General features: G+C 59.5%; 24 protein-coding genes and 1 pseudogene. 19 read left to right on the top strand and 6 right to left on the bottom strand.

All coding sequences use genetic code 11. From position 1 onward, the window contains the following. The first annotated feature begins 124 nt into the window (after positions 1-124). Positions 125-1,375 (top strand): ribonucleotide-diphosphate reductase subunit beta, encoded by a 1,251-nt coding sequence (locus EXW71_RS20645; RefSeq protein ID WP_134695642.1) that lies wholly within the window; start codon positions 125-127, stop codon positions 1,373-1,375. Positions 1,376-1,731: 356 nt separating this feature from the next. Next, positions 1,732-2,376 (top strand): HAD-IB family hydrolase, encoded by a 645-nt coding sequence (locus tag EXW71_RS20640; protein ID WP_134660267.1) that lies wholly within the window; start codon positions 1,732-1,734, stop codon positions 2,374-2,376. Positions 2,377-2,616: 240 nt separating this feature from the next. Here the strand turns inward: EXW71_RS20640 and EXW71_RS20635 are convergent, their stop codons facing one another. Continuing rightward, on the bottom strand, positions 2,617-3,576 hold the full coding sequence (locus tag EXW71_RS20635; RefSeq protein WP_134660029.1) for a LysR family transcriptional regulator: 960 nt from the start codon (positions 3,574-3,576) through the stop codon (positions 2,617-2,619). Between the two features lie 193 nt (positions 3,577-3,769). Here EXW71_RS20635 and argH point away from each other — a divergent pair, with 193 nt between their 5' ends. The 7 genes from argH (at position 3,770) to EXW71_RS20600 (ending at position 10,618) form a co-directional block, all read left to right on the top strand. Then, on the top strand, positions 3,770-5,197 hold the full coding sequence (gene argH, locus EXW71_RS20630) for an argininosuccinate lyase (protein ID WP_134660030.1): 1,428 nt from the start codon (positions 3,770-3,772) through the stop codon (positions 5,195-5,197). A gap of 160 nt (positions 5,198-5,357) precedes the next feature. Further along, positions 5,358-6,236, top strand: a complete 879-nt coding sequence (locus EXW71_RS20625) for an amino acid ABC transporter permease (RefSeq protein ID WP_134660031.1) — start codon at positions 5,358-5,360, stop codon at positions 6,234-6,236. 24 nt (positions 6,237-6,260) lie between these two features. Further along, positions 6,261-7,025 carry an amino acid ABC transporter ATP-binding protein gene (locus EXW71_RS20620; RefSeq protein ID WP_123714394.1) on the top strand — a complete coding sequence of 255 codons (765 nt, stop codon included), beginning with the start codon at positions 6,261-6,263 and terminating at the stop codon, positions 7,023-7,025. 25 nt (positions 7,026-7,050) lie between these two features. Continuing rightward, entirely contained in the window at positions 7,051-7,872 is an 822-nt protein-coding gene (locus EXW71_RS20615) for an ABC transporter substrate-binding protein (RefSeq protein WP_134660032.1), read from the top strand. A gap of 101 nt (positions 7,873-7,973) precedes the next feature. Then, entirely contained in the window at positions 7,974-9,143 is a 1,170-nt protein-coding gene (locus EXW71_RS20610; protein WP_134660033.1) for an MFS transporter, read from the top strand. A gap of 54 nt (positions 9,144-9,197) precedes the next feature. Then, complete coding sequence (locus EXW71_RS20605) at positions 9,198-10,145, top strand: hypothetical protein (RefSeq protein ID WP_134660034.1); 948 nt, start codon at positions 9,198-9,200, stop codon at positions 10,143-10,145. Positions 10,146-10,237: 92 nt separating this feature from the next. Further along, positions 10,238-10,618, top strand: coding sequence for a helix-turn-helix transcriptional regulator (locus EXW71_RS20600; RefSeq protein ID WP_134660035.1), 381 nt, complete (start codon positions 10,238-10,240; stop codon positions 10,616-10,618). A gap of 63 nt (positions 10,619-10,681) precedes the next feature. On the opposite strand, the gene EXW71_RS20595 is transcribed toward EXW71_RS20600, so the two are convergent. The 3 genes from EXW71_RS20595 to EXW71_RS20585 all read right to left on the bottom strand — a co-directional run bounded on the left by EXW71_RS20595 (position 10,682) and on the right by EXW71_RS20585 (position 14,246). Next, positions 10,682-12,190, bottom strand: a complete 1,509-nt coding sequence (locus EXW71_RS20595; RefSeq protein ID WP_134660036.1) for an amidase family protein — start codon at positions 12,188-12,190, stop codon at positions 10,682-10,684. Between the two features lie 114 nt (positions 12,191-12,304). Beyond that, positions 12,305-12,958 carry a hypothetical protein gene (locus tag EXW71_RS20590; protein ID WP_256657102.1) on the bottom strand — a complete coding sequence of 218 codons (654 nt, stop codon included), beginning with the start codon at positions 12,956-12,958 and terminating at the stop codon, positions 12,305-12,307. A 229-nt stretch (positions 12,959-13,187) separates the two neighbouring features. After that, positions 13,188-14,246, bottom strand: a complete 1,059-nt coding sequence (locus EXW71_RS20585) for an MBL fold metallo-hydrolase (RefSeq protein ID WP_134660038.1) — start codon at positions 14,244-14,246, stop codon at positions 13,188-13,190. Positions 14,247-14,403: 157 nt separating this feature from the next. Here EXW71_RS20585 and EXW71_RS20580 point away from each other — a divergent pair, with 157 nt between their 5' ends. From EXW71_RS20580 to EXW71_RS20565, 5 genes and pseudogenes are all read left to right on the top strand, one after another. Beyond that, a complete protein-coding gene (locus tag EXW71_RS20580; RefSeq protein ID WP_123715607.1) occupies positions 14,404-15,021 on the top strand; it encodes a TetR/AcrR family transcriptional regulator in 618 nt (205 codons plus the stop codon). A 199-nt stretch (positions 15,022-15,220) separates the two neighbouring features. After that, a complete protein-coding gene (locus tag EXW71_RS20575) occupies positions 15,221-16,279 on the top strand; it encodes a diguanylate cyclase (protein WP_134660039.1) in 1,059 nt (352 codons plus the stop codon). A 224-nt stretch (positions 16,280-16,503) separates the two neighbouring features. Beyond that, a pseudogene (locus EXW71_RS29460) lies at positions 16,504-17,304 on the top strand (PAS domain-containing protein); the annotation flags it as partial. A 78-nt stretch (positions 17,305-17,382) separates the two neighbouring features. Next, positions 17,383-17,862, top strand: coding sequence for a methyl-accepting chemotaxis protein (locus EXW71_RS29455; protein WP_372241340.1), 480 nt, complete (start codon positions 17,383-17,385; stop codon positions 17,860-17,862). A gap of 74 nt (positions 17,863-17,936) precedes the next feature. Continuing rightward, positions 17,937-18,455 (top strand): DUF1003 domain-containing protein, encoded by a 519-nt coding sequence (locus tag EXW71_RS20565; protein WP_123715610.1) that lies wholly within the window; start codon positions 17,937-17,939, stop codon positions 18,453-18,455. Here EXW71_RS20565 and EXW71_RS20560 read toward each other — a convergent pair. After that, a complete protein-coding gene (locus EXW71_RS20560) occupies positions 18,452-19,336 on the bottom strand; it encodes a LysR family transcriptional regulator (protein ID WP_134660041.1) in 885 nt (294 codons plus the stop codon). The genes EXW71_RS20565 and EXW71_RS20560 overlap by 4 nt on opposite strands. A gap of 80 nt (positions 19,337-19,416) precedes the next feature. Here EXW71_RS20560 and EXW71_RS20555 point away from each other — a divergent pair, with 80 nt between their 5' ends. Together EXW71_RS20555 and EXW71_RS20550 are read left to right on the top strand one after the other, a co-directional pair. Beyond that, positions 19,417-20,124 carry a CTP synthase gene (locus tag EXW71_RS20555; RefSeq protein ID WP_134660042.1) on the top strand — a complete coding sequence of 236 codons (708 nt, stop codon included), beginning with the start codon at positions 19,417-19,419 and terminating at the stop codon, positions 20,122-20,124. Then, positions 20,121-20,444 (top strand): antibiotic biosynthesis monooxygenase, encoded by a 324-nt coding sequence (locus tag EXW71_RS20550; protein ID WP_134660043.1) that lies wholly within the window; start codon positions 20,121-20,123, stop codon positions 20,442-20,444. Before EXW71_RS20555 ends, EXW71_RS20550 begins: the two co-directional genes overlap by 4 nt. Here the strand turns inward: EXW71_RS20550 and EXW71_RS20545 are convergent. Further along, positions 20,441-20,764, bottom strand: coding sequence for a DUF2025 family protein (locus EXW71_RS20545; RefSeq protein WP_134660044.1), 324 nt, complete (start codon positions 20,762-20,764; stop codon positions 20,441-20,443). The two genes, EXW71_RS20550 and EXW71_RS20545, sit on opposite strands and share 4 nt — an antisense overlap. A gap of 229 nt (positions 20,765-20,993) precedes the next feature. Between EXW71_RS20545 and EXW71_RS20540 the strand changes: the two genes are divergently transcribed. From EXW71_RS20540 to EXW71_RS20530, 3 genes are all read left to right on the top strand, one after another. Further along, on the top strand, positions 20,994-22,145 hold the full coding sequence (locus EXW71_RS20540) for a glycerophosphodiester phosphodiesterase (protein ID WP_134660045.1): 1,152 nt from the start codon (positions 20,994-20,996) through the stop codon (positions 22,143-22,145). 83 nt (positions 22,146-22,228) lie between these two features. Next, positions 22,229-22,534, top strand: a complete 306-nt coding sequence (locus EXW71_RS20535; protein WP_123715616.1) for a PepSY domain-containing protein — start codon at positions 22,229-22,231, stop codon at positions 22,532-22,534. Between the two features lie 178 nt (positions 22,535-22,712). Beyond that, a complete protein-coding gene (locus tag EXW71_RS20530; RefSeq protein WP_134660046.1) occupies positions 22,713-23,885 on the top strand; it encodes a GAF domain-containing sensor histidine kinase in 1,173 nt (390 codons plus the stop codon). The last annotated feature ends 66 nt before the right edge of the window (positions 23,886-23,951 follow it).

Below are 23,951 nucleotides of genomic sequence, written 5' to 3'. Positions count from 1 at the left end.
TAATGCGTGCGCTAGCTGCAACAAACGATTCCTTAAGATCCACCGCGGCCTCTGGGCCGTGTGAATACCCAACCATCCGGTTTCACACGGGCACTTTGAGCCCTCACGCAGGAGACGACACGTCATGCTGAGCTGGGACGAATTCGACAAAGAAGAAGAAGGCGAAGTAGCCACCAAAGGCGCCAACGCCGGCCACGCCACCGAAGCCAACATGGACCGCCTCGACGGTGCCGGTGCTGCTGCCGCGGTTGAAGCCCGTGCCGTCACCGCCAGCGACTCCGCCGCCATCGTGCGCGCCAAGGCCGCCCTGGACAAACTCGACATCGCCGAAGGCCTCGCCGAGCTCGAAGGCGCCTCCGCCCGCGTCGCCGTTGATGAAAAGCGCATGATCAACTGCCGCGCCGACCTCAACCAACTCGTGCCGTTCAAGTACGACTGGGCCTGGCAGAAGTACCTCGACGGCTGCGCCAACCACTGGATGCCGCAAGAGGTCAACATGACCGCCGACATCGCCCTGTGGAAAAATCCCGAGGGCCTGACCGACGACGAACGCCGTATCGTCATGCGCAACCTGGGCTTCTTCTCCACCGCCGACTCCCTGGTTGCCAACAACCTGGTGCTGGCCGTGTACCGCCTGATCACCAACCCGGAGTGCCGCCAGTACATCCTGCGCCAGGCCTTCGAAGAAGCGATCCACACCCACGCCTACCAGTACTGCATCGAATCGCTGGCCATGGATGAAGGCGAGATCTTCAACATGTACCACGAGATCCCATCGGTCGCTAAAAAAGCCGCCTGGGGCCTGAAGTACACCCGTTCGATCTCCGATCCGAAGTTCGAAACCGGCACCGTCGACACCGACAAAGAACTGCTGCGCAACCTGGTCGCCTACTACTGCGTCCTGGAAGGCATCTTCTTCTACTGCGGCTTCACCCAGATCCTGTCCATGGGCCGCCGCAACAAAATGACCGGCGTGGCCGAACAGTTCCAGTACATCCTGCGCGACGAGTCGATGCACCTGAACTTCGGTATCGACGTGATCAACCAGATCAAAATCGAAAACCCACACCTGTGGGATGCCGAGATGAAGGAAGAAGCGACCCAGATGATCCTGCAAGGGACTCAACTGGAGATCGAATACGCACGCGATACCATGCCTCGCGGCGTGTTGGGCATGAATGCGGCGATGATGGAGGATTACCTCAAGTTCATCGCCAACCGTCGTCTGTCGCAGATTGGCTTGAAGGAAGAGTATCCAGGCACGACTAACCCGTTCCCTTGGATGAGCGAGATCATGGACTTGAAGAAAGAGAAGAACTTCTTTGAGACCCGTGTGATCGAGTACCAGACGGGTGGGGCGTTGAGCTGGGATTGATCAATTAGAGCTTGTCTTAAAAGCCCGGATAATTCGGGTTAATGAGAGGGTCACCCCCACACCCTGCGAGGGCTACGCTTTCGCAGGGTGTTTTTTTGCCTGAAAACTCTCACTACTTGTCTTAACACGCCAAGTCGAATGGCTGGACGGTGGGAAATACTCTGCCATCTACGGCGTTCATTCCTATGTCCGACCGGGTAAACTCCCTTGATCATTGCCAGTAAAAGCCCAACATCACGACTTCTGGCTGATCTGAATTGCATAACCGTTATCGGCCTGAACCCATGCAGTGGGCGCCAGTCACACAGTTATGAGAACCCGCTCCAAACGATCAAGGACCACCCGTGAACCCAGACATGCTCGAAGCCGGCCCCGCTGACGCCAAAGTACTTTCCGTCTTTGACTTCGACGGCACCCTGACCCACCACGACAGTTTCGTGCCCTTCCTCAAGTTCGCCTTTGGCACCGGTGAGTTCTATGGCCGGATGGTCAAGCTGGCGGTGCCGGGGATGCGCTATTTGGTGCGGCAGATCAGCCGGGATGAGTTGAAGGCGCAGTTGATCCGCACCTTTATGACGGGGGTGGAGAAGGCGTGGGTGCAGCAGAAAGCCGAGGAGTATTGCCAGCGCAATTGGGCGCGGTTGATGCGACCGGCAGGCGTACTGTCGGTGGAACAGGAGTTGGGCTCGGGGGCAGTAGTGACGCTGTGTTCGGCATCGCCGGCGTTGGTGTTGCAGCCGTTTGCCGATCGGCTTGGAATCAAGTTGATTGGCACTGAGCTCGAGGTGGTTGACGGGGTATTGACCGGTCAACTCACCGGGAACAACTGCCGCTGTGAGAACAAGGTGCTGCGGCTTGAGGCGGTGTATGGGGACCTTGGGGAATATCGGCTGCGGGCCTGGGGTGATACGCGTGGGGATCGGGAGTTGTTGGCGGCGGCGCAGGATGCGCATTTCCGGCATTTTCATGCGAAGAAGAAGTTGGGCAAGTTGCAGCGGTGATGTGGGTGGATGGATCGGCAGGTGGACCGAGGCGATCCCATCGCTGCCTCGCGGGGGCTCGAGCGCTCCCACACTTTGATCGGTTTCAAGCTAGGAAGCGCACTAGCATGGGGTGCTAGGGGTCGATGCCGATGGATGGGATCGGCCGCTGAACCGAGGTGATACCGTCGCAGCCTCGCTGGGGCCCGACAGCTCCCACATTTGAGCTTCGTCAACTTGTTGATCGGTGTTCGGCAGGGATTATGTCGCGGCTTTGAGGTCTACCCCCAGCGCTGCGGCGAAGGCTTTTACCATCGGGCTGCGCGGCGCGTTGTGGCGCAGGATCAGGTTGAGCGCTGTGCTCAAGTGGACCTGATCCGGGCACAGTGCGCGTAGGCGCCCTTCCCTTACCCATGGCGTCGCGTAGTGCTCCGGCAGGAAGCCGAGGAAGCGGCCGGTCAGGATCAGGATGGCGACGGCTTCCACCTGTGAGGCCGAGGCGGACTGGCTGTCGTAGGTGACGAAGTTGACCTTGTCACGATGGATCGCATACCGGTGGTTGACCACTTCGTATTGGCGTAACACTTCTGGCGTTATGTCGCCCGTATTGAACAGTGGATGTCCTACAGCGCAGTAGGCGTAGGCCTTTTCTTCGTACAGCGCGAAGTAGTCGAATTCTTCACGGCGTTGGTACACCGGGACGATGCCGGCGACCAGGCGCCCTTCCACCACACCGCGTTCAACTTCATCCAGTTGCGAGGCGTGCAGGCGCAATCTTATTTTTGGCGATTCGCTATGTAATCTGCCCAGGGCTGCAATAAGCGGCGAATTAATGTCCGATACGGTGTTATCAATAATCCCCACACTAAGATCGCCGATAAGTTCGTTTTGCGCGGAACTAAGCTTGTCGCGAAAACTGTCCACCGAGGCAAATAACTCGATGGAGGCTTGATACACCAACTTGCCTTCTTCGGTCAGCCCAAACCCTTCCCTGCCCCGGGTGCACAGGCGCATGCCGATGCGAATCTCAAGGTCGGAGATCTGTTTGCTGATCGCCGCCAGCCCCACATTCAGCTCGTTCTGCGCGGCACTGAAGCCGCCGGCTTCGACCACAGCCATGAACACGCGCAGCAATTTGAAGTCCAGCCCGCTCAGTTGCAGCGGCGGTCTTGTGCCGGGTTTTGGCGGCAGGTTTCCAGAAGTGGAAAGTGGAGTTTCCATAATACGCGTTGACCTCAAGTGCCATATTCAACAGGCTTGAACCCAATCCTTGAATATAGCCAGGCGGCGATAATGAACATAAACATCCGCCCTTGGCAACCTTGAATACGGCGCGTCAGACGCCGGTTCTACGCCGTTAAAACTTTATTTTTACTGCCTCCGACTCTTCTAAAAACAAGCGTGAGGAACCTCCATGTCCCAGCCCACCGACCGCCTTTGGGGTGCTCGTTTCAAGACCGGCCCGTCTGCAGCTCTGGCTGCGTTGTCGCGTTGCCCTGAGCGCTATTTTCGCCTCACGCCCTATGACCTCGCCGGCTCCCGTGCACATGCCCGTGAGTTGCAGCGCGCCGGTTTGCTGGATGAATCGGAAACCTTGCGCACGCTGCAAGCCCTGGACGGTATTGGCGCAGATTTCGCCGCTGGCAACCTGCATCCGAGCCTGGATGACGAGGACGTGCACACCTTCATCGAACGCGTACTGACCGAGCGTCTCGGCGCCCTGGGCGGCAAGCTGCGCGCCGGGCGCTCGCGTAACGACCAGACGGCCAATGATCTGCGCCTTTTCCTACGCGACCATGTACGCACCATCACTACTGAAGTACTGGGTTTGCAGCAGGCCCTGGTGGAGCAGGCCGAGCAGCATGTGGAGAGCATCTGCCCGGGCTTCACGCACTTGCAGCAGGCGCAACCGATTGTGTTCGCCCATCACTTGTTGGCCCACGCCCAGTCAATGTTGCGCGATGTACAACGGCTGATGGATTGGGATGCGCGTACGGCGTTGTCGCCCCTCGGCGCGGCGGCTATGGCCGGTTCGGCGATTGCGCGCCAGCCGGAGCATTCGGCCAAGGAAATGGGCTACACCGGGCCGTGCGAAAACTCTATCGACGCCGTAGCAAGCCGCGACCATGTGGCGGAATTCCTGTTTGTGGCGGGCATGCTCGGGGTGAACATTTCGCGACTGTCGGAGGAGTTTTGCCTGTGGTCGTCGCGCCAGTTCCGCTGGGTGGTTTTGGATGATGCCTACGCCACTGGCAGCTCGATCATGCCGCAGAAAAAGAACCCGGACATTGCCGAATTGGCGCGGGGCAAGGCCGGGCGGCTGATTGGCAACCTGACGGGGTTGATGTCGACCCTCAAATCCTTGCCCCTGTCGTACAACCGCGATTTGAGCGAAGACAAGCACAGCGTGTTGGACAGTGTGGATACCTTGCTGCTGGTGCTGCCGGCGATGGCCGGGATGGTCGCGACCATGAAGGTGCAGGTGGAAGAACTGCGGCGCCAGGCACCGATGGGCTTCACCCTGGCGACGGAGGTGGCGGACTGGTTGGCGACCCGTGGTGTGCCGTTCAAGGAGGCGCATGAGATTACCGGCGCCCTGGTGCAGGCCTGTGAGAAACATGAGATTGAGTTGTGGGAAGCCTCGCCGGCGATGTTGGCGGAGGTGGATCCGCGGCTGCTGCCGGAGGTGCGCGACTGTTTGACCCTGGAGGCGGCGATTGCAGCGCGCAGTGGTTGGGGTGGGACGGCGCCGGAGCGGGTGCGAGAGCAGATCGGGCGGTTGAAGGTGGCGTTGGCGGCTCAGCGGAAATGGGCCGACGACTACACCGGTTTCAGAATTTGAACGGCTTCCCCCTGTAGGAGCGAGCGTGCTCGCGAAGACGGTGAACGATGACGCGGGAAGCCTGATACCCCGCGTTGCTCTCAGGTTCTTCGCGAGCAAGCTCGCTCCTACAGGGGGGTACGCACAGCAGTTAGAGCTTTAGTAGTTTTGGAGTAGCACCATGAATCAAAACCCGGCAGAGCGCTTGGAAGCCGAGCGCAAGTTGTCCGAGAACCAGTTCGATATCACGCAATACGAACACGTGCCGCGTCGCTATTACGGGCGGATGTTTTTTGCCACGTTGATCGTGATCGTGCTGGCCGCGTTGTTGCGCGCATTCGCCAACGGCCAGATCGAATGGTCCTACATCGGACAGTTCCTCACGTCTGAGGCCATCCTCTGGGGCCTGGTGAACACCATCGTCATGTCGGTCCTGGCGATGGCGCTGGGTGTGGTGATCGGGGTGATCACGGCGATCATGCGCATGTCGGCCAACCCGATCCTGCGGTATGTGGCCATCACTTACACCTGGCTGTTCCGGGGCACGCCGCTGATTCTGCAACTGCTGTTGTGGTTCAACCTGGCGCTGATCTTCCCGGTGATCGCGATTCCCGGTCTGTTCAGCATCGATACCGTCAACTTGATGACGCCGTTCGTGGCCGCCCTGCTCGGCCTCAGCATCAACCAGGGCGCCTACACCGCGGAGGTGGTACGTGCTGGTTTGCTCTCGGTAGACACCGGCCAGTACGAAGCGGCCAAGTCCATCGGTATGCCGAACCTGCAAGCGCTGCGTAGGGTAATTCTGCCGCAGGCCATGCGAGTGATCATTCCGCCTGTGGGCAACGAGTTCATCAGCATGGTGAAAATGACCAGCCTGGCCAGCGTCATCCAGTACTCGGAGCTGCTGCACAACGCGCAAAACATTTACTACGCCAACGCGCGGGTCATGGAGCTGCTGATGGTTGCCGGTATCTGGTACCTGGCGGTGGTGACTGTTCTTTCATTTGGCCAAAGCCGCCTCGAGCGTCGTTTTGCCCGCGGCGCCGGCAAGCGCTCGTAAGTCTGGGTTGAGGAGATTTGCCCCATGAGAAGCATCGTCAAGGCCGTCAACCTGAACAAGTATTACGACCAGTATCACGCGCTGCGAGACATCAATATCGAGGTCGAGCAAGGCGAGGTCATGTGCATCATCGGCCCTTCGGGCTCGGGTAAAAGTACCCTGCTGCGCTGCGTCAACCAGCTGGAAAAAATCGACAAGGGCGGCCTTTGGGTCGACGGCGAACTGGTGGGTTACCGGGTGGTCGGCAACAAGCTTCACGAGATGAATGAATCGCAGATCGCCCGTCAGCGCCTGGCTACGGGCATGGTGTTCCAGCGCTTCAATTTGTTCCCGCATATGACCGTGTTGCAGAACATCATCGAAGGCCCCTGCCAGGTACTCAAGCGCTCGCCCAAGGAAGCGACCGAAGACGCGTTGGAGTTACTGGCACGCGTGGGCTTGGCGGACAAGCGTAATGCCTACCCGGTGGAGTTGTCCGGCGGCCAGCAACAGCGTGTGGCCATTGCCCGCGCGCTGGCGATGCGGCCCAAACTGATGTTGTTTGACGAACCCACGTCAGCGCTCGACCCGGAGCTGGTAGGCGAAGTGCTGTCGGTGATGCGCGATCTTGCAACCACCGGCATGACCATGATCGTGGTCACCCATGAGTTGGGCTTCGCCCGCGAAGTGTCCAACCGCATGGTGTTTATGGACGCCGGCCAGATTGTGGAAGCCGGCAGCCCCGAAGACATTCTAATAAGCCCACAAAACCCGCGTACCCAAAGCTTTATTTCTGCCGTTCGCACTTAACTAGAAAACTAACGAGAACGCCCCCATGAAAAAATTGTTTATCCCCACCTTGCTCGCGGGCCTGATGGCCTCCACTGCAGTTTTCGCGGCATTGCCGGCGGCAATCAAGGACAAGGGCGAGATCAGCGCGGCCATCGTGCCGAACTATCCGCCGATGGATTTCAAGGACCCGGCCACCAACAAGATCACCGGTCTGGACTTTGACCTGGGCAATGCCCTGGCCGAGCGCCTGGGCGTGAAGATCAAATGGCAGGAAACCGGCTTCGAGCAAATGCTCAGCGGCCTGACCACCAAGCGCGTGGACATTGTGCTGTCAGGCATGACCGATACCGCCGAACGCCAGAAGTCAGTGACCTTCATCGACTACTTCACCAGCGGCCCGCAGTTGTACACCCTGGCCAAGCGTGAAGACCTCAAGGAATTGACTGACCTGTGCGGTAAAAAAGTCGGCACCAGCCGCCGTACCACCTGGCCGTCGGAAATTGCCGCGTGGAGCAAGCAAAACTGCGAAGCGGCGGGTAAGCCGGCGATCGTGGTGATCGGCACCGAAGGCTCGGCGGATGCGCGGGCGCAGCTGCAGCAGAACCGGTTGGATGCAGCGATGCAGGGGAGCGAGACGATTCCTTATCTGATGTCATTGGATAAAGGTAAGTACAAGCCGGTGGGGCTGGCGATTTCCAAGCAATTCACTGGGCTTGGCATCGAGAAGAGCAATACCGAGCTGGTGAGCGCGATCAGTGAAGCGTTGCAGGGCATGATTGACGATGGGACATACGGCAAAATCCTGAAGAAGTGGGATCTGGAGCAGGGTGCAGTCGAGAAAATCACCATCAATGCCGGCCAGTAAGTCGGTCTGAGCGTGGGAGCGGTCCTGCTCGCTCCCACATTGGTCTGCTTTCGCATTCGGCCTGTGCTGTCTCAAAGCAATAACAAGGACGCTCGCCCCACGTGCCCACCTACTCTTTGGTAATCCGCCGCCTGATGATTTGCTCGGTGACCATCGTGGTCAGCCGCGCCATGACCAGCCCGTTGCTGGCGCTACTGTTGAGCACCCGCCTGGGTCTCAACCAGCAGGACATCGGCCTGCTGATGGGCGTCGCCGTGTTTACCGCTACATTGCTGGGCCTCTATGGCGGCTACATCATCGACCGCCTGGAAAAGCGCAAACTGCTGATCCTGGCCATGCTGTCCAGCTCCATCGGTTTTCTGTTGCTGACCTTTGCCAGCAACCTCTACCTCACGACCTTGACCCTGGTGATTACCGAGGCGGCGTCGGCGCTGTTTCTGATCGGCTCCAAAGCCATCATCAGCGAAAACCTGCCGGTGGCTGACCGTGCCAAGGTATTTTCCCTACGCTATACCTTGACCAACGTGGGCTACGCCACTGGCCCCATGCTCGGCGTAGTGATTGCCGGTCACATGCAATTGGCGCCCTTTCTGATCGCCAGTGCCATTGCGTTTGGCAGCCTGTTCTTGATGATCGGTATCCCGCCGACCCAGCATGATGACAGCAACAGGCCCCTGAGTTTTCTGACGACCTTGCGCACTTTGCGCAGCGACCGCACGCTGATCCTGTTCACCAGCGGTAGCTTATTGAGCACCATTGTCCACGGGCGCTATACGTTGTATCTGTCGCAATTCCTGCTGGTAGCCTACAAGCCTGCCGACGCGCTGAAAATTCTGTCTGCGGTGCTGGCCTGCAACGCCGTCACCGTGATTCTGATGCAGTACCAGATCGGCCGTTTTCTCAAGCGCGAACAACTGCGCTACTGGATCTTGCTGGGCACCTTGCTGTTCATCGCCGGCCTGGTCGGTTTCAGCCAGGCAGACAGCCTGTTTACCTGGTGCCTGGCGATGTTCGTGTTCACCTTGGGCGAGATGATTATCTACCCGTCGGAATTTCTATTCATCGATACCATCGCCCCTGATGCGCTGCGCGGCAGTTACTACGGCGCGCAAAACCTGGCAGCGTTCGGCGGGGCGATGAGCCCGGTAATCTGTGGGTATTTGCTGATCAACGCAGCGCCAACCAGCATGTTCTACGCCCTCGGCGCACTGACGGCCGTCGGGGGAACCTTGTGCTTCTTGAGTGGGCGGAGGGTTGCAGGTTCTTGCTGATATTTGCACAAGATCCCGCTATTAATAGCGAAATATCTCACGGACCCGAGCCCCATGAAATTCGACACGGCCTACAGCCTGAGTCTCGATGACAAACTGTCGATCTACGATGTACGAGAGCTGAACTTCGACGAAACCGCCGACTTCGATTCGGACAAGGACAGCTTTCTGTGCCCCAACGATGAATGCCGTGGGGCATTCGACGCGGCGAATGCGCTGAGTACCTTCAACGCAAAAAACGTCAACTATCTGCGCACACCGCACTTCAAGAACAAGACCAGTACCCGGCATATCGATGGCTGCCGCTATGCCAGCACCCACAAGGCGGCGGCAGGTGAAAATGACGACGAGAGAGAGGAAAACTTCCCGTCGGAATTTGTACTGACACCGCGTCAGTACGAACGGAAAAAACCGCTGGTGGTTACTCAGGAAAACGTCCTACAAGACTCAACGAAGGCTCCTTCGACTCGGACCAGCACGCCCACCGGCACAAGCGACACCACCCCGGACAAAACCAGCGTATTTGCCCACCCGGTGGAATGTTATGTGTCGAATATCGACGACAAGGACAAGCTCAAGCGCATGCCGCTGAAGATCGGCGATCACACGGCGACCTACTGGACGTTTTTCAAGAAAATCGAATACCTGCAAGACAACAAGGGCTTGATCTATTGGGGCAAGATCAAGGTCATCAAGGACTACACCAGCAGCTTCCGCATCGATTTCGAAAAGAAAGTGTGGCTCGACAAGAAGCCCTACTCGGTGAACGTCTACCTGAGCAAGAAACTCATCGAGAACTACCGCAAGCGCACAGCCTTCCTGGAGCAGATCAAGGCGGCAGTGGACAGTGAGCGGGCGTTGTATTGCTTCTTCTATGGGGTGACGCCGCAGCTGAAACAGGTGCCCAGCAAGAAGAACCCCGAACAGACGTTCGGGGTCTTCAGCGCGAATATCGAGAACCTGGATCACCTGATCATTCGGGAGGCACCAGGGGTGGAATAATGGGTCGTCCAGCATCCAGTTGATGAGCGGTCAAAACAACTGTACAAAAACACAGTATAGTTTGCCTTCCCCGTCGAACCTGGAGAAAACCCATGTCCTCTCTGGCAATGAGCTCTTTCGTAGAACAGCAGATCGTCCTGCACCAATTCACCGCCAAGCACAGCGTGCAGGCCCGCGCCATGCTGGGCTGGAGCCAGGAAGCACTGGCCCGCCTGGCAGGGGTGACGGTGCAGGCGCTTCAACAGTTTGAAAGCGAGGGCGACGTGGCTGACGACACCCGCCTGGCACTGGCGTTTCGGCTGGAGGCAGAGGGGTTGGTGTTCTTCCCGGGGTTTGCGCCGGGTTGGGGGATGAGTGTGCGTCGGTTCGATTGCACCCCCTCAGAACCTGCAACTCCCCGCCTTCTCTCGCGATTAATGGGTTCAACAACGGCAGCCATTGACCCCTCAACCCCTCAACCGAATGGCGCCTAGCATTCAGTCGGACTGCCTGACAGTTGAGCACTTTCAACCTGCTCACCGTGGCCCCGTAAAACGCTACGGATTGGCAAGTGCATGAGGGGTTGAAAGCGTCGGCCGGATGGCGGCCTGGGCACCCTGTTCAAAGCCATACGCCACGCCCAGCAGTTGAGCTTCGGAGCCAGCAGTACCAAAGAAGTAGGCACTGGCGGGCAGGCCGTCCTCGGTCGCTCCCGAGGGAACCGTAATCCCTGGGTAACCGGCGGCTGCAACGCCAAAGTAACTGTTGCTGTCGAAATCCGACACGATGGCATCCAGATTGTGCTCCTTGATAGGGGCGTCAACCGTGTTGCGAAAATCCCGCAGAAGCTCATCCCATGGCGCCTGACTTTGCTCCGGCGTGAGGGTGGATGCGTCGATCTCTTTGAGGACGGGCTGGTGATCGGTCTGCGTCCCATCAAGCGCTTCATTGAATGTGATCAGTTCCTTCACTGATTTGACCGGCAATCCCTCACGCTTGGCCAAATAGCCGTTCAGCGCCTGCTTCACATCGCAGAGCAGCAGTTCGTCGTAGCGTGAAGCATCTGCCAGGCGCATGTTGATCGGAACCAGAATGGCACCTTGTTTGCGCAGTACCTCCAATGTCTCGTTGAACTGCTTGCTGTTAACGACCGGCAGGGTTACACCGTCATCGGAAAACGTCGTGGGATAACCGATACGCTTGCCTGCCAAGGCGCCTGGCACGAGCTGTCTGGTGTAATCGACAGCCTCCGCTCCGGTAGGGCTGCCCGCCATGGCGTTGAGCATCAGCGCGGCATCCCATACCGAACGGGCCATCGGGCCGGGAGTGTCCTGGCGCCGGCTGGCGGGAATGATCCCATCGCGATCCAATAAACCAACACTGGGCTTGAGGCCGACCACACCATTGAGCGCCGCCGGCACGATGATCGACCCATTGGTCTCGGTACCGACTGCCAAAGGCGCCAGCCCTGCCGCAACCGCCGCAGCCGAGCCGGAGCTGGAACCACCGACATCCGCGTTCGGATCATGAGGGTTGCGGGTTTGCCCACCTCGGCGGCTATAACCATCGGGACCGCCCCGAAAACCAGCCATCTCCGTCAAGTTGGTGGTCCCCAGAACTATCGCCCCCTGGTCGATCAGGCGCTGGATGACAGGCGCATTCTTGCTGACGGGAGCCCCGACAAGGCCCAATGCTCCTGCACTGGTTTGCATACCTTCGACTTCCACGATGTCCTTGACCAAGATGGGAATGCCATGCAGCGGGCCCCGCACTTTGCCGCTGGCGCGCTCGCGATCCAGCTCGCGCGCCGCTTCCAGGGCCTTGGGGTTCAGCTCAATCACCGAATTCAACGCGGGGTCCAACGTGCGGATACGCGCTTGCAGGTAATTGACCAGGTCTACGGACGTGAATGCTCCAGGCCGGTTCATTTGCTCACCCAGTTGGTGAACTGTGGCGTACTCCGTTCCGGGCGGAACGGGGTTAGAATCTGTATTCGACTTTTGCGCGGCTATAAACGGTGCGGCGTGATTAACAAACACATTCAGACCATGACCAATTCCAAACATGAATCACCTCCAGGGAAGGGTAAGAAATAACAACGAATCAACGTTGATCCGTACGCCAGTCTAAAAACATCTCTCCCTTCCAACTGCGAGACCCCGCCCGTTCAAACTGTGGGATTACTCGACGCCAGAGCCAGTTTCCCCCCTGCGCGCCGTAAGGCAAGCGACGTTATTTTTGTAGCCCCGTACCAATGCCTTCAACGAATCCCGCGACCAGCGCGAGCCGTAGAAGTACAGACGGCCGCCATCTTCGAGCGGCGCTGCCAGGCGCGGATAGCCACTCCAGCACGCGCCATGAAAGGCTGCGCTGCGGCCATCAGACACCAGGGCATCAAGGCGATACTCCAATACGTGGTCGTCGATTTCATTGCGGGTGTGCAAGGAACGTCGCGGCGTGTCATCCATGTGTTGTGCAGGCACCGGCACCAAATACACACCGGCCTTGCGCAGGACGTGCAGCGCACACAAGAAGGCGGCACTGTGTTCAACCGGTTCGTGATCGCCACCACGGACATAGTGCTGGGCGAAGCCGACACGCTGCCCTGCCAGTGGCTGGGCGGTGCTGAGTGAGCTGTTGTTCTGCACCAAGGGCACCGCCACCATCACTGGCCTCTCGGGCTCGACGCCACCCAGGGCGATCAGTGATAACGAAGGATCGCGCGCGGGCTTGATGGAAAAGCCCGGCACGTTGTACCCGGGGATAAGCAGACCGACTTGAGGGAGTGCATCAGGGTGGGGGCTGACATCGAAAGCAATATGGCGTGGGCTCATACTGTCGGCAAGAGGGCTGAACGATGCCGGGGGCGCTGCACAGGGCTCTGCGAGAGCTGGCGACAGCTGACCCGGCCGACAAGGCAGAGCCTGCTGCCAAATTTTCCTACACTTGTCTTCCATCAGAATTACCCCGAACCATTATGTTTCGGGGATCATCGCACCCTCTTCCTGCCGCTGTCGCAGCGCTGAAACACGCTGAAAACTCCTTTTTCCATTACCTCGGTATTCAGCTCGCAAGCGGCGCTTGCGCGCCTTGGGTTTCCACTTCCAACCACCACGCATGCCCCCGCTCTGGCTGGTTCAGGTTGAACACCTGCCCCATCGCCGGCGTGGTGATCGACACATTACGCTCCCAGGCAAGAGCCATGATGCGGTCGAACGGCTCGTGCCAGGCATGGAATGCCAGGTCAAAGGTGCCATTGTGGATGGGAAGCAACCAGCGGCCCTTGAGGTCGATATGCGCTTGCAGGGTTTGCTCCGGCTGCATGTGCACGTGGGGCCAATCGACGTTGTAGGCACCTGTTTCCATCAGCGTCAGGTCGAAAGGGCCGTACTGCTCGCCGATACGTTTGAAGCCATCGAAATAGCCGGTGTCGCCGCTGAAAAAGATCCGCCGCGCGCCATCGATCATCACCCACGAACACCACAGCGTCTGGTTGGCATCGAACAGGCCGCGCCCGGAAAAATGTTGCGCAGGCGTGGCGACAAAACGGATGCCGTCCACCTCAGTGCCCTGCCACCAGTCCAGCTGACGTACTTTGCTGGCGTCGACGCCCCACTTGATCAGGGTGTCACCCACGCCCAATGGCGCGAGGAAGTATCGCGTTTTGTCGGCCAGTTGAACGACTGCCTTGCGGTCAAGGTGGTCGTAATGATTGTGGGAAAGAATCACCGCCTCCAACGGTGGCAGCTCTTCGAGACGGATAGGAGGCTGGTGGAAACGCTTGGGGCCGGCCCAACTGAACGGTGAGGCGCGCTCGGCAAACACCGGGTCGGTCATCCAGAACTTACCGCGCATTTTCAGTAGCACGGTGGAGTGTCCCAGGCGGAACACACTGTGGTCTGGGGCTGCCAGCAATTGCTCGCGGGTCAACGGCTGCACCGGGATCGCGCCCACCGGGCGCGTGCTGCGCGGTTTGTTGAACAGCATGTTCCAGAAGATACGCAACGTTTTGCCAAAGCCACCGTGCTGAACCGGAGCATCGTTGCTGAAGTGTCCCTGGTCCTGCTCGGCAGGCTTGAGCGCGGTGGGCGCGGGGTCGAGGCGGGTTGAAATCGTGGCCATTGCAGAGTGACTCCTGGGGTCGGCTCAAAATTACACTGCGCTAACAAATGACAACGCACTCACAAGCTACACTGCACAGTGTAGTTTCTAGATTGCAACAAAACCGAGAGCAAGTAAACTACCGGGTGTAATTTTCCCTCAGAGCCGAATGCTATCCATGACTGCCCCCCAACGCCTTACCGACCGCAAACGCGAAGCCATCATTGCGGCTGCCATCGCCGAGTTCCGGGCAAATGGGTTCGAGGTCACCAGCATGGACAAGATCGCCGCCACCGCCGGCGTTTCCAAGCGCACGGTGTACAACCATTTCCCCAGTAAGGAAGAGTTGTTCGCAGAGATCCTCCACCAACTCTGGGCCAGCACCGCGGCCCAACTGGATGTGGTCTACACCGGCGATCGTCCCCTGCGCGACCAATTGCGCGGGCTGCTGGAAGCGAAGATGAAAATGATGTCGGACGCCAACTTCCTCGACCTGGCCCGTGTCGCCATTGCCGCCACCATCCATTCGCCGGAACGTGCGCAGGATATGGTCAACCGTCTGAGCCAGCGTGAAGAAGGCTTTACCCAGTGGGTGCGCGCAGCCCGGGACGATGGCCGCCTGTCCTGCAGCGACCCGGCTTTTGCGGCCCATCAGATCCAGAGTCTGCTCAAGGCCTTTGCGTTCTGGCCACAGATCACCCTCGGCCAACCGACCCTCGACGCCGCGGCCCAGGCCGATGTTATCGACTCTGCAATCGACTTGTTCCTGGCGGGTTACGAAATCCCTTCCCCCTGACCTGCACTGAACCTGTTGCGAGAACGACACTCTTGGTCGCTTTTGGCGTATTCACCCGCACACCGGCACAAATGGCTTGGAAGGACACTGATTATTCCCCCGCGAATAACTGACAATATTTACACTTCTTAACCGATTAACGGTTTTACCCGCTGACACTGGCTGCCGCCTCTGCAATAAAGAGCTGACCCAAAACATTATGGAAAACAGACGAGGCAAAGGGCTTTCATTTGCCAGGCGTATCTACAAGCCAAGGATCATCGGCCTGGGTATCGGCTGCATCAGCGTAATCGGTGCGTTGTACCCTTTATCGATGCCCGGCTGGGTCTGGGCTTTGCTGCTGTTCAACGGCTATGCCTGGCCGCATGTGGCGTACCTGCTTTCAACCCGCTCTCCCTTCCCCTATCAAGCCGAACAACGCAACCTGCTCTATGATTCGCTGCTCGGCGGCTTCTGGGCCGCTGCCAGCCAATTCACGCCGCTGTCAGCGGTGACCATCCTGTCGATGATGACCATGAACAACGTCGCAGCAGGCGGTAAGCGCCTGTTCCTGCGCGGTCTGGTGGCGCAGGCAGGTGGCGTTGGCGTGGCGTGGTGGTTGTTCGGGATCAAGTTCAACCCACACGTCGGCCCCCTCCAGGTCTATACCTGCCTGCCTATGCTGACCCTCTACCCGATGGCCATCGGTATGGTCTGTTACCAGTTGGCGATCAAACTGTCGGAGCATAAACGCACCCTCAGCGCCCTGAGCCGAATCGACAGCCTGACCGGCCTGCTCAATCATGGCTCGTGGAAAGACTTGCTGAACCTCAAGTTCCATAAGTGCCAGCAGCAAAAAGGCCAAGCCACCATCGCATTGATCGATATCGATCACTTCAAGCAAATCAACGACACCCACGGGCACATCGTCGGTGACACAGTGTTGCGCCAACTGAGTCAGCTGTTACGCCAACACCTGCGGGAAAACGACTTGGCGGGACGTTACGGCGGCGATGAATTCTGCGTGATCCTTCCCCAAATGCCCTTGCAGGAAGCAGCGCTCGTGATGGAGCGCATGCGCGAAATCTTCAGTAACTATCGCAACCCGCAGATTCCCGAATTACGCGTGAGCCTGAGCATCGGCTTGGCGGACTTCCAGCCCGTCTTCAGCGATGCCGCCATGTGGCTCAATGCCGCTGACCGCGCGCTGTACGCGGCCAAGGACACCGGGCGCAACCGGGTCAGGCTCAGCCATTACGCGGTCGCTCATTCCGCCTAAGTCGTCCTACAACATTTCGTCTGAATCTTCTGGCGCAGCCCCGACGCAATAGCATAATGCCTCCATTGGTCGGCTACCCCAATAATGGTCCCGCTTCCTGGCGAACTTCTCGGCAGGCCGACGACTCTGAATCCGTTGTTCCACCCCCTCTGTCAGCACAAGGAAGCTGGCAATGAGCACGTCAACCGTGAGGCTCCGCGCCCTACGGGGTCAGGCGCATATACATGGATACCTCATACGCATGCTTGCCCGAGCCCCCCAACATGCTATTCAACGCCCATAAAAAAACCATCACTGCCCTGCAACACACCAATGCCCAGCAAGCCAGCCTGCTTGACGCCATCGAGCGCTCCATGGCAGTGATCGAATTCGACCTGCAAGGCCGGGTGCTGCGGGCCAACGACAACTTCCTCAAAACCATGAACTACCGCGCGGAGCAGATCCTGGGCCAGCCCCACCGGATGTTTTGCACCGCGACGTTCGCCCGCAGTGCCGAGTACAACCAGCTATGGACGCAACTGCGCAACGGCCAGTTCCAATCCGGCACTTTTGAGCGGGTGGCGGGCGATGGGCAATCGGTGTGGCTGGAGGCCAGCTATAACCCGGTACGCGATGAAGCCGGCACCGTGATCAAAGTGGTGAAGTACGCCATGGACGTCACGCCGCGCCTGCAGGCCGAGAGCGAAGCCAATGCCAAGCTGGAAGCCATCGACCGCGCCATGGCGATGATCGAGTTCAACCTCGACGGCACCATCATCACCGCCAATGCAAACTTCCTGCAGCGCATGGGCTACACCCTGGCGCAGATCCAGGGCAAGCATCACCGGCTGTTCTGCAAACCGGAGTTGGTCAACAGCTCGGCGTACGCCGAATTCTGGAAACGTCTGAACCAGGGCGAACTCTTCAACGGCCAGTTCGAGCGCATCGATAAACACGGCCAGACCTTATGGCTTGAAGCCAACTACAACCCGGTGTACGACGCAAGCGGACGCCTGTGCAAAGTGGTCAAGTTCGCCTCGGACGTAACCGCCCGAGTGCTACAACATGCCGCCGATGCGCAAAGCGCTGCACAGGCCTATCACCTGTCCCTGAACACACAGGACATGGCGGAAAAAGGCGCTGAAGTGATTCAGAAAACCGCCACGGGCATGCGTGAAATTGCCGTGAACATTGACGCCTCTTCGCAACTGATCGCCAAGCTCGGTGAGCGTTCGCAGCAGATCACCGCCATCGTCAACACCATTCGCGGTATTGCCGACCAAACCAACCTGCTGGCCCTCAACGCCGCCATCGAAGCTGCACGCGCCGGTGAGCAAGGCCGTGGTTTTGCCGTGGTGGCCGATGAAGTGCGGCAACTGGCGGCACGCACCAGCGGCTCAACGACGGAGATCTCCAGCATGATTGCCATGATCCAGGAAGAAACCCGTCAAGCCATCGAGAGCATGGACACGACCCGTGACCGTGCCGCTCAGGGCGTGGAGCTGGCCAACCAGGCCGGCACGGTAATCCTGCAGATTCGCGAAGGCACCGGCGAGGCGGTGCAGGCGGTCAGCGCGTTTGCCAATGAACGGGGCCAGAACTGACTGGTTCTTCATGTGTCCGGCCGGGTGGGCGGTCTATAGTGCTGACTGTCCTCACGCTAAGGATTCGCCCCGCCATGACCCCAGACAAACCTGAAGCCGACCCCGTCGATCACCTGCGCTTTCACCGAGGCCACGCCCACCTCGCACCGACCTTCGGCAACGACACCTTTGCCCTCAAGGCCGAAGCCTTCGCGCGCTTCTTTGGCACACCGACCTTCCTCGGCGCACAAACCGCAATCGTCGTGTTGTGGGTGGTGCTGAACATAAGCGGTGTCACCCACTTCGACGTGTACCCATTCATCCTGCTCAACCTGGCTTTCAGCCTGCAATCGGCCTATGCCGCACCGCTGATCCTGCTGGCCCAGACACGCCAGGCTGCGCGGGACAAAGCCCAGTCCGACGCCGATGCGCAACACCGCGAAGCCCTGGCCATCGCCAATACCGAACGGCAGGCCCAGGCCGCGCAGACCACCCGACAACTGCTGGAACTACTGGAGCAAAACACCCGACTGACGGAAATGACCAAGCAGTTGACCGAGCGTATCGAAACCCTGACGTGCGAAATGCATGAGCAGTTTGTGCGAAAAACCTAACGACGCGGCCAACGCACATGTCGCCCCAACTCATCAAACAACGTCACCACCGAGCGCAGTGCCCGGCAATCCGGGCGCGTCAGCAGCCATAGCGCGGTGTCACGCCCGGCCAATGCAGGGCTCAGGGGTTGCAGGCCATCCTCCAATAGAAAATCCGGCAGCGCCGCAACGCCCAATCCGGTGCGCACCAGTTCGGTGACCGACAACATGCTGTTGCAGCGGTAACTGGGGCGCACGCCCGGCAAGTGCTCGCGGCGCCAGGTCACGGTGGGGTGATCTGGCAGAAAGTCATCTGGGGCGATCCAGGCCAGGTCGGCCAATTCACGACCTTCGTGCTGGCGTGCGTAATCGGCGCTGGCAAACACCTGATAGCTGACACTGCCCAGGCAGCGGCCGACAAGATGCTCCGGCGGCGTCCTGGTAAGGCGCAGGGCGATATCCGCGTCACGCCGACTGAGGTTGGCGAAGTCATTGGAGGTACTCAACTCCAGGGTCAGCGCCGGGTATTCAGGCATGAACTGCGCCAGGGCCGGCAGCAACAAGCCTTGCAATACCGAGTCGGTACAGGTCAGGCGCACCGTACCGCTGATCACTTCACCGCCCTGCTCCACGCTGATGCGCGCAGCCTCAAGGGCTTGCTCGGCGCGTTCGGCCTGTTGCGCCAGGTGGCTCGCCAGGCTGGTCGGCAGATAACCGCTGCGGCTTTTTTCAAACAGTGTCTGGCCCAGGGCCGCTTCCAACCGGCGGACTGCGCGGAACACCGTGGACACATCCACCCGCAGCAATGTCGCCGCCCGCGCCAGAGTGCCACCGCGTACCAGAGCGAGAATCAGTGACAGGTCGGGATAGTCGACTGAATAGTGCGTTGCTGCATTGAGCATGTGGGTAAACGCCAATATTGATTGCGCGAACGCCAATCTATAGTGGGTCTCAGGACACCACAAGCCATGGGCCGTACACGATGAAAACCACCGCGCTGCACCTCGCCCTGATCGGCGACTACAACCCCGAGGTGATCGCTCACCAGGCCATTCCCGTCGCCCTGCAACAAGCGGCCGACACCTTGAACCTGAACGTTCACGTGCAGTGGCTCGATACGGACTCACTCACACCGGACACGGACCTGCACAGCTTCGACGGCTTCTGGTGCGTGCCTGCCAGCCCCTACCGCGACACCGACGGCGCCTTGCGGGCAATTCGATTTGCCCGCGAGCAAAAACGCCCTTTCCTCGGCACCTGCGGCGGTTTTCAACACGCAGTACTCGAATATGCCCGCCATGTACTGGGCTGGGCGGATGCCGAACACGGCGAACTGGCGCCCTACGCCAAACGCGCCGTCATCGCCCCCCTGAGCTGTGCATTGGTAGAGGCGAGCGACACCGTGCGCCTGGCGCCGTACACCCGAATTGCCGAGGCCTACGGCACCCTGGATATCCATGAAGGCTATCGCTGCCGTTATGGCATCAACCCCGAGTTCGCCAACGCGCTGCTGGAAGGCGACCTGATTCCCAGTGGCCATGACTCGGCGGGCGATCTGCGCGCCGTGGAGCTGTTGGAGCATCCGTTTTTCGTCGCCACCCTGTTCCAGCCGGAACGGGCAGCACTCGCAGGCACTACGCCGCCACTGGCGATCGCGCTGCTGCAGGCTTGCCAAGGACTATCACGATGATCGCCAACACCCCTTCCCCGCCCTACTACGCGGTGATTTTCAGCTCGCTGCGCACCGAGGGCGATCAAGGCTACGGCCAGGCCGCCGCGCGCATGCTGGAACTGGCACGTGAACACCCCGGGTTTCTCGGAGTGGAGTCGGCGCGCGAAGACGGCCTGGGGATCACCGTGTCCTACTGGAGCAGCGAGTCAGCCATCCTGGCCTGGAAGCAGCAAGCGGAACATTGCCAGGTGCGCGAACAAGGCCGCGCCACCTGGTACTCGGCGTTTCATACGCGGGTGTGCAAGGTGGAGCGGGCCTACGGTTTTGATCGCAATTAGCTGACCAGACTGCGCAACGCACTGATCTGCGGGATCTCCACCCGGCGCATATACACACGCAGCGGTTCGGTGATGTTGAGGCGATCATCGATATGTTGATCCAGCAGCAACTGAATCCGCTCGCGGGACAACGTCATGGTGTGGTCGGCTGCAGGCAGCCAGACAAATTCGGCCGTGGGGATGATGCCGTCGTCGGCCACGTCCATGCCGAAGGCATCTTCGCTGAAACGCACGATGTACTGGCCGGTTTTGCGGTTCAGGCCGACAAAACCCTGGAGTTGGTCGGCGGCCTGGCAGATAAGCTCGGAGGTGATGCGCATGGTAAACCTCACTGAAAAGTCCCACAGGGACTGGAAAGATGGTTTACACGCGTGGCACAAATGACCGCCCTCTAACGGAGCATTGGGGCAAGAGTACTGCAAGACTGCACAAAAAAACCCAAAAATTGGCCCGTGCGCACGTTAATGTCGGTTTGGTGATAGCGCCATTCGCAATCAATTGTTAAAAAGGACGCCTTCTCAAAGTTACCTCCACGAAAGGACTTCGCATATGCCTGTCACGTTTTCCAACGGCTCGGTGCCCACCACTGTCGGGAGTGCCCTGCTGCTCACGCTGATGCTCGGCCTCGGCTCTGCACAGGCTGCCGAACCGATCAGCCCGGCTGAATTGGCGACAAACGAAGGCATTCCGTACCCCGCGGTCATCGCCCACCGTGGCGCTTCCTACGACGCCCCGGAGTCCACCGCCGCCGCTTACAAGGTCGCACGCGACCTGGGCGCCGACTACCTGGAAATGGATCTGCAGCGCAGCAAGGACGGCGTCCTGTTCGCCCTGCACGACAACAACCTGCAACGCACCACCGACGTGGCCACCAAATTCCCCGAGCGCAAGGACGCCCCGGCCAATGAATTCACTTGGGCCGAACTGCGTACCCTGGACGCCGGCAGCTGGTTCAACGCCGCCTACCCGGACCGCGCCCGCCCAGGTTTCGTGGGCCTGAAAATCCAGAGCCTGGACGACATCATCAAGATCGCCGAAGGCAACCCGCAGCACAAACCCGGCCTGTACATCGAGACCAAAGAGCCCAAGCAATTCCCGGGAATCGAAGCCGACCTGAAAAACAAGCTGCTGGATAAAGGCTGGCTGAGTTCCGCCGGCTCCAAGCTGGGCAAGAGCAACACCGGCGTCGGCCAGGGTAAAGGCCGCGTGGTACTGCAGACGTTTGAAAAAGACAGCTTGAAAGAGCTGCAGAAGGAAATGCCCAACACCCCGAAAATCCTGCTGTTGTGGGTCGGCGCCGGTAGCATTGAGCCCAAATCCACGCAGACCTTCGCTGAGTCCGGCGAACCGACCAAAGCCGCCTACTACGCCAAGCAAGAACCGAAAGACGCCGCCGAGTTCGAAAAATGGGTCGACGAAGCCAAGAGCCTCGGCGCTATCGGCACCGGTCCATCGGCCGAGCTGACCAACCATGGCGACCAGAGCTACACAGACCTGGTCAAGCCTGAAATGAACAAGCTGACACACGACAAGGGCCTGCTGGTGCATGTCTACACCGTGGATGAGCCGGTGGATTTCAAGAAAGTCATGGACGCCGGTGTCGATGGCATCTTCACCAACCGCGCCGCTGAACTGTTGAAGTTCTACAATCGCTTCCCGTCGTCGAACGTCAAGCAGTTGCTGGCAGACCACGGTTACTGAGTCAAAGCGCCATTAAGGATGAATTAAGTTGCGCCGGTTAATCTGGCGCCACTTAAGCAGCTAACCCTAGAAGGACATTGACCATGAAAACCCTGACCACCCTGTTCGCCGCCACCGCCCTGACCCTGGCTGCCGGCCTGGCCCAAGCCGATGTGCGCCCGGACCAGATTCCCAGCCTGCTCAAGTCTGGCGAAGTAATGGCATTCGAAAAACTCAACGCTGCCGCCCTGGCCAAACACCCTGGCGCGACCATCACCGATACCGAGCTGGATCACAAAAACGGTGTGCTGGTGTATGAGGTAGACGTTACCGATACCACCGGCAAGAAGTTTGACGTCAAGCTCGATGCCAAGACCGGCGCCGTGCTGGAAGACAAGCAAGACACGTGAGTCGGGCTTATGAAAAACCGCGTCACCTTCGGGTGACGCGGTTTTTTTATGGGCGTTTGAACGTCTGGAGCAGCGTCTATTTCCGACCCTCGGATGCACCTTAATCGTGCAAGGTCGGTAGACTCTCACTGTCTGGCCAGGGCACAACGCCCGGCGCCCAACGGTTCGAGAGTGCAGCATGGAGCAAAGGATCGCCGACATCGCCATGATTGGCCGAATCAGCGTCGTACCCGCGATGCTCAAAGTCATCTGCGACGCGACCGGCCTGCGTTTTGCTGCCGTCGCGCGGGTGACCGACGACAATTGGACCGCCTGCGCCGTGCTCGACCAACTCGATTACGGCGTCGGCGTGGGCTCGGAGTTGGACCTCACCACCACGATTTGCCACGAAATCCACCGTTCACATGAGGCCGTCGTGATCGACAAGGCCAGTGAAGACCCGATCTACCGCAACCACCACACGCCACGCATCTACGTGTTCGAAAGCTATATTTGCGTGCCGGTGTTCCGTACGGATGGGCGTTTCTTCGGCACGATCTGCGCGCTCGACCCTAACCCCAAAGCCCTGCGTGGCAGCCCTATCCAGTCGACCATGGAGTCGTTTGCCCGGGTGCTCTCGCTGCAAATCGAAGCCCAGGAAAGCCAGCAACGGACCGACGCCGATTGGCAGGAAGAACGGGGTACCGCCGAGCTGCGCGAGCAATTCATCGCCGCGCTGGGACATGACCTGCGCAACCCGCTGTTTGCCATCAACTTCAGTGCCGAGCGGTTACTGCGCAAACATCCCAGCCCTGCGAGCGACCCGCTGGTGCGCCATATCCTCGCTTGCGGGCGCCGCGCGTCACAACGGGTCGAGGACGTAATGGACCTCGCCCGTGGCCGGATGGGCAGTGGCATGGCCCTGCGCCTCACCCATTGCGCGGATTTGCAGGATGCTTTGCGCCAGGTGGTGGCCGAAGTGCAAGGCCTGCACCCGCTACGGCTGATCCACGCCGATATCGGCGACCTGCACAACGTGTACGGCGACCGCGAGCGCCTCGCGCAATTGCTCTCCATTCTGCTCGTCAACGCCCTCCATCACGGTAACCGGAACAGCCCGGTATACGTCACGGCTAAGATCGAGCACGCTCACTTGACGGTGGCAGTGAAAAACGCCGGGCAGATCGCTGAACAGACCTTGCCACGCCTGTTCCAGCCTTTCTCACGCCCGCTTCCCGGCACGCTCGAGACCGGCCTGGGCCTGGGTTTGTATATCGCCAGGCAGATTGCCGATGCCCATGGCGGTGAGTTGAGCGTGACCAGCCATGAACAATACGGCACCCAATTCAGCTTCCGCCTGCCCCTGCTCTGATCCGGGGCTACTGCCCGATCGCAGCGCGAATGGCCGCGTCAGTGTCTTGAAATGCCATCCGCGCCT

Source organism: Pseudomonas sp. BCA17, assembly GCF_004519405.1.
Classification (GTDB): domain Bacteria; phylum Pseudomonadota; class Gammaproteobacteria; order Pseudomonadales; family Pseudomonadaceae; genus Aquipseudomonas.
The sequence above is the reverse complement of the archived record's forward strand: the minus strand, read 5'-3'. Positions and strand labels throughout refer to the sequence as shown.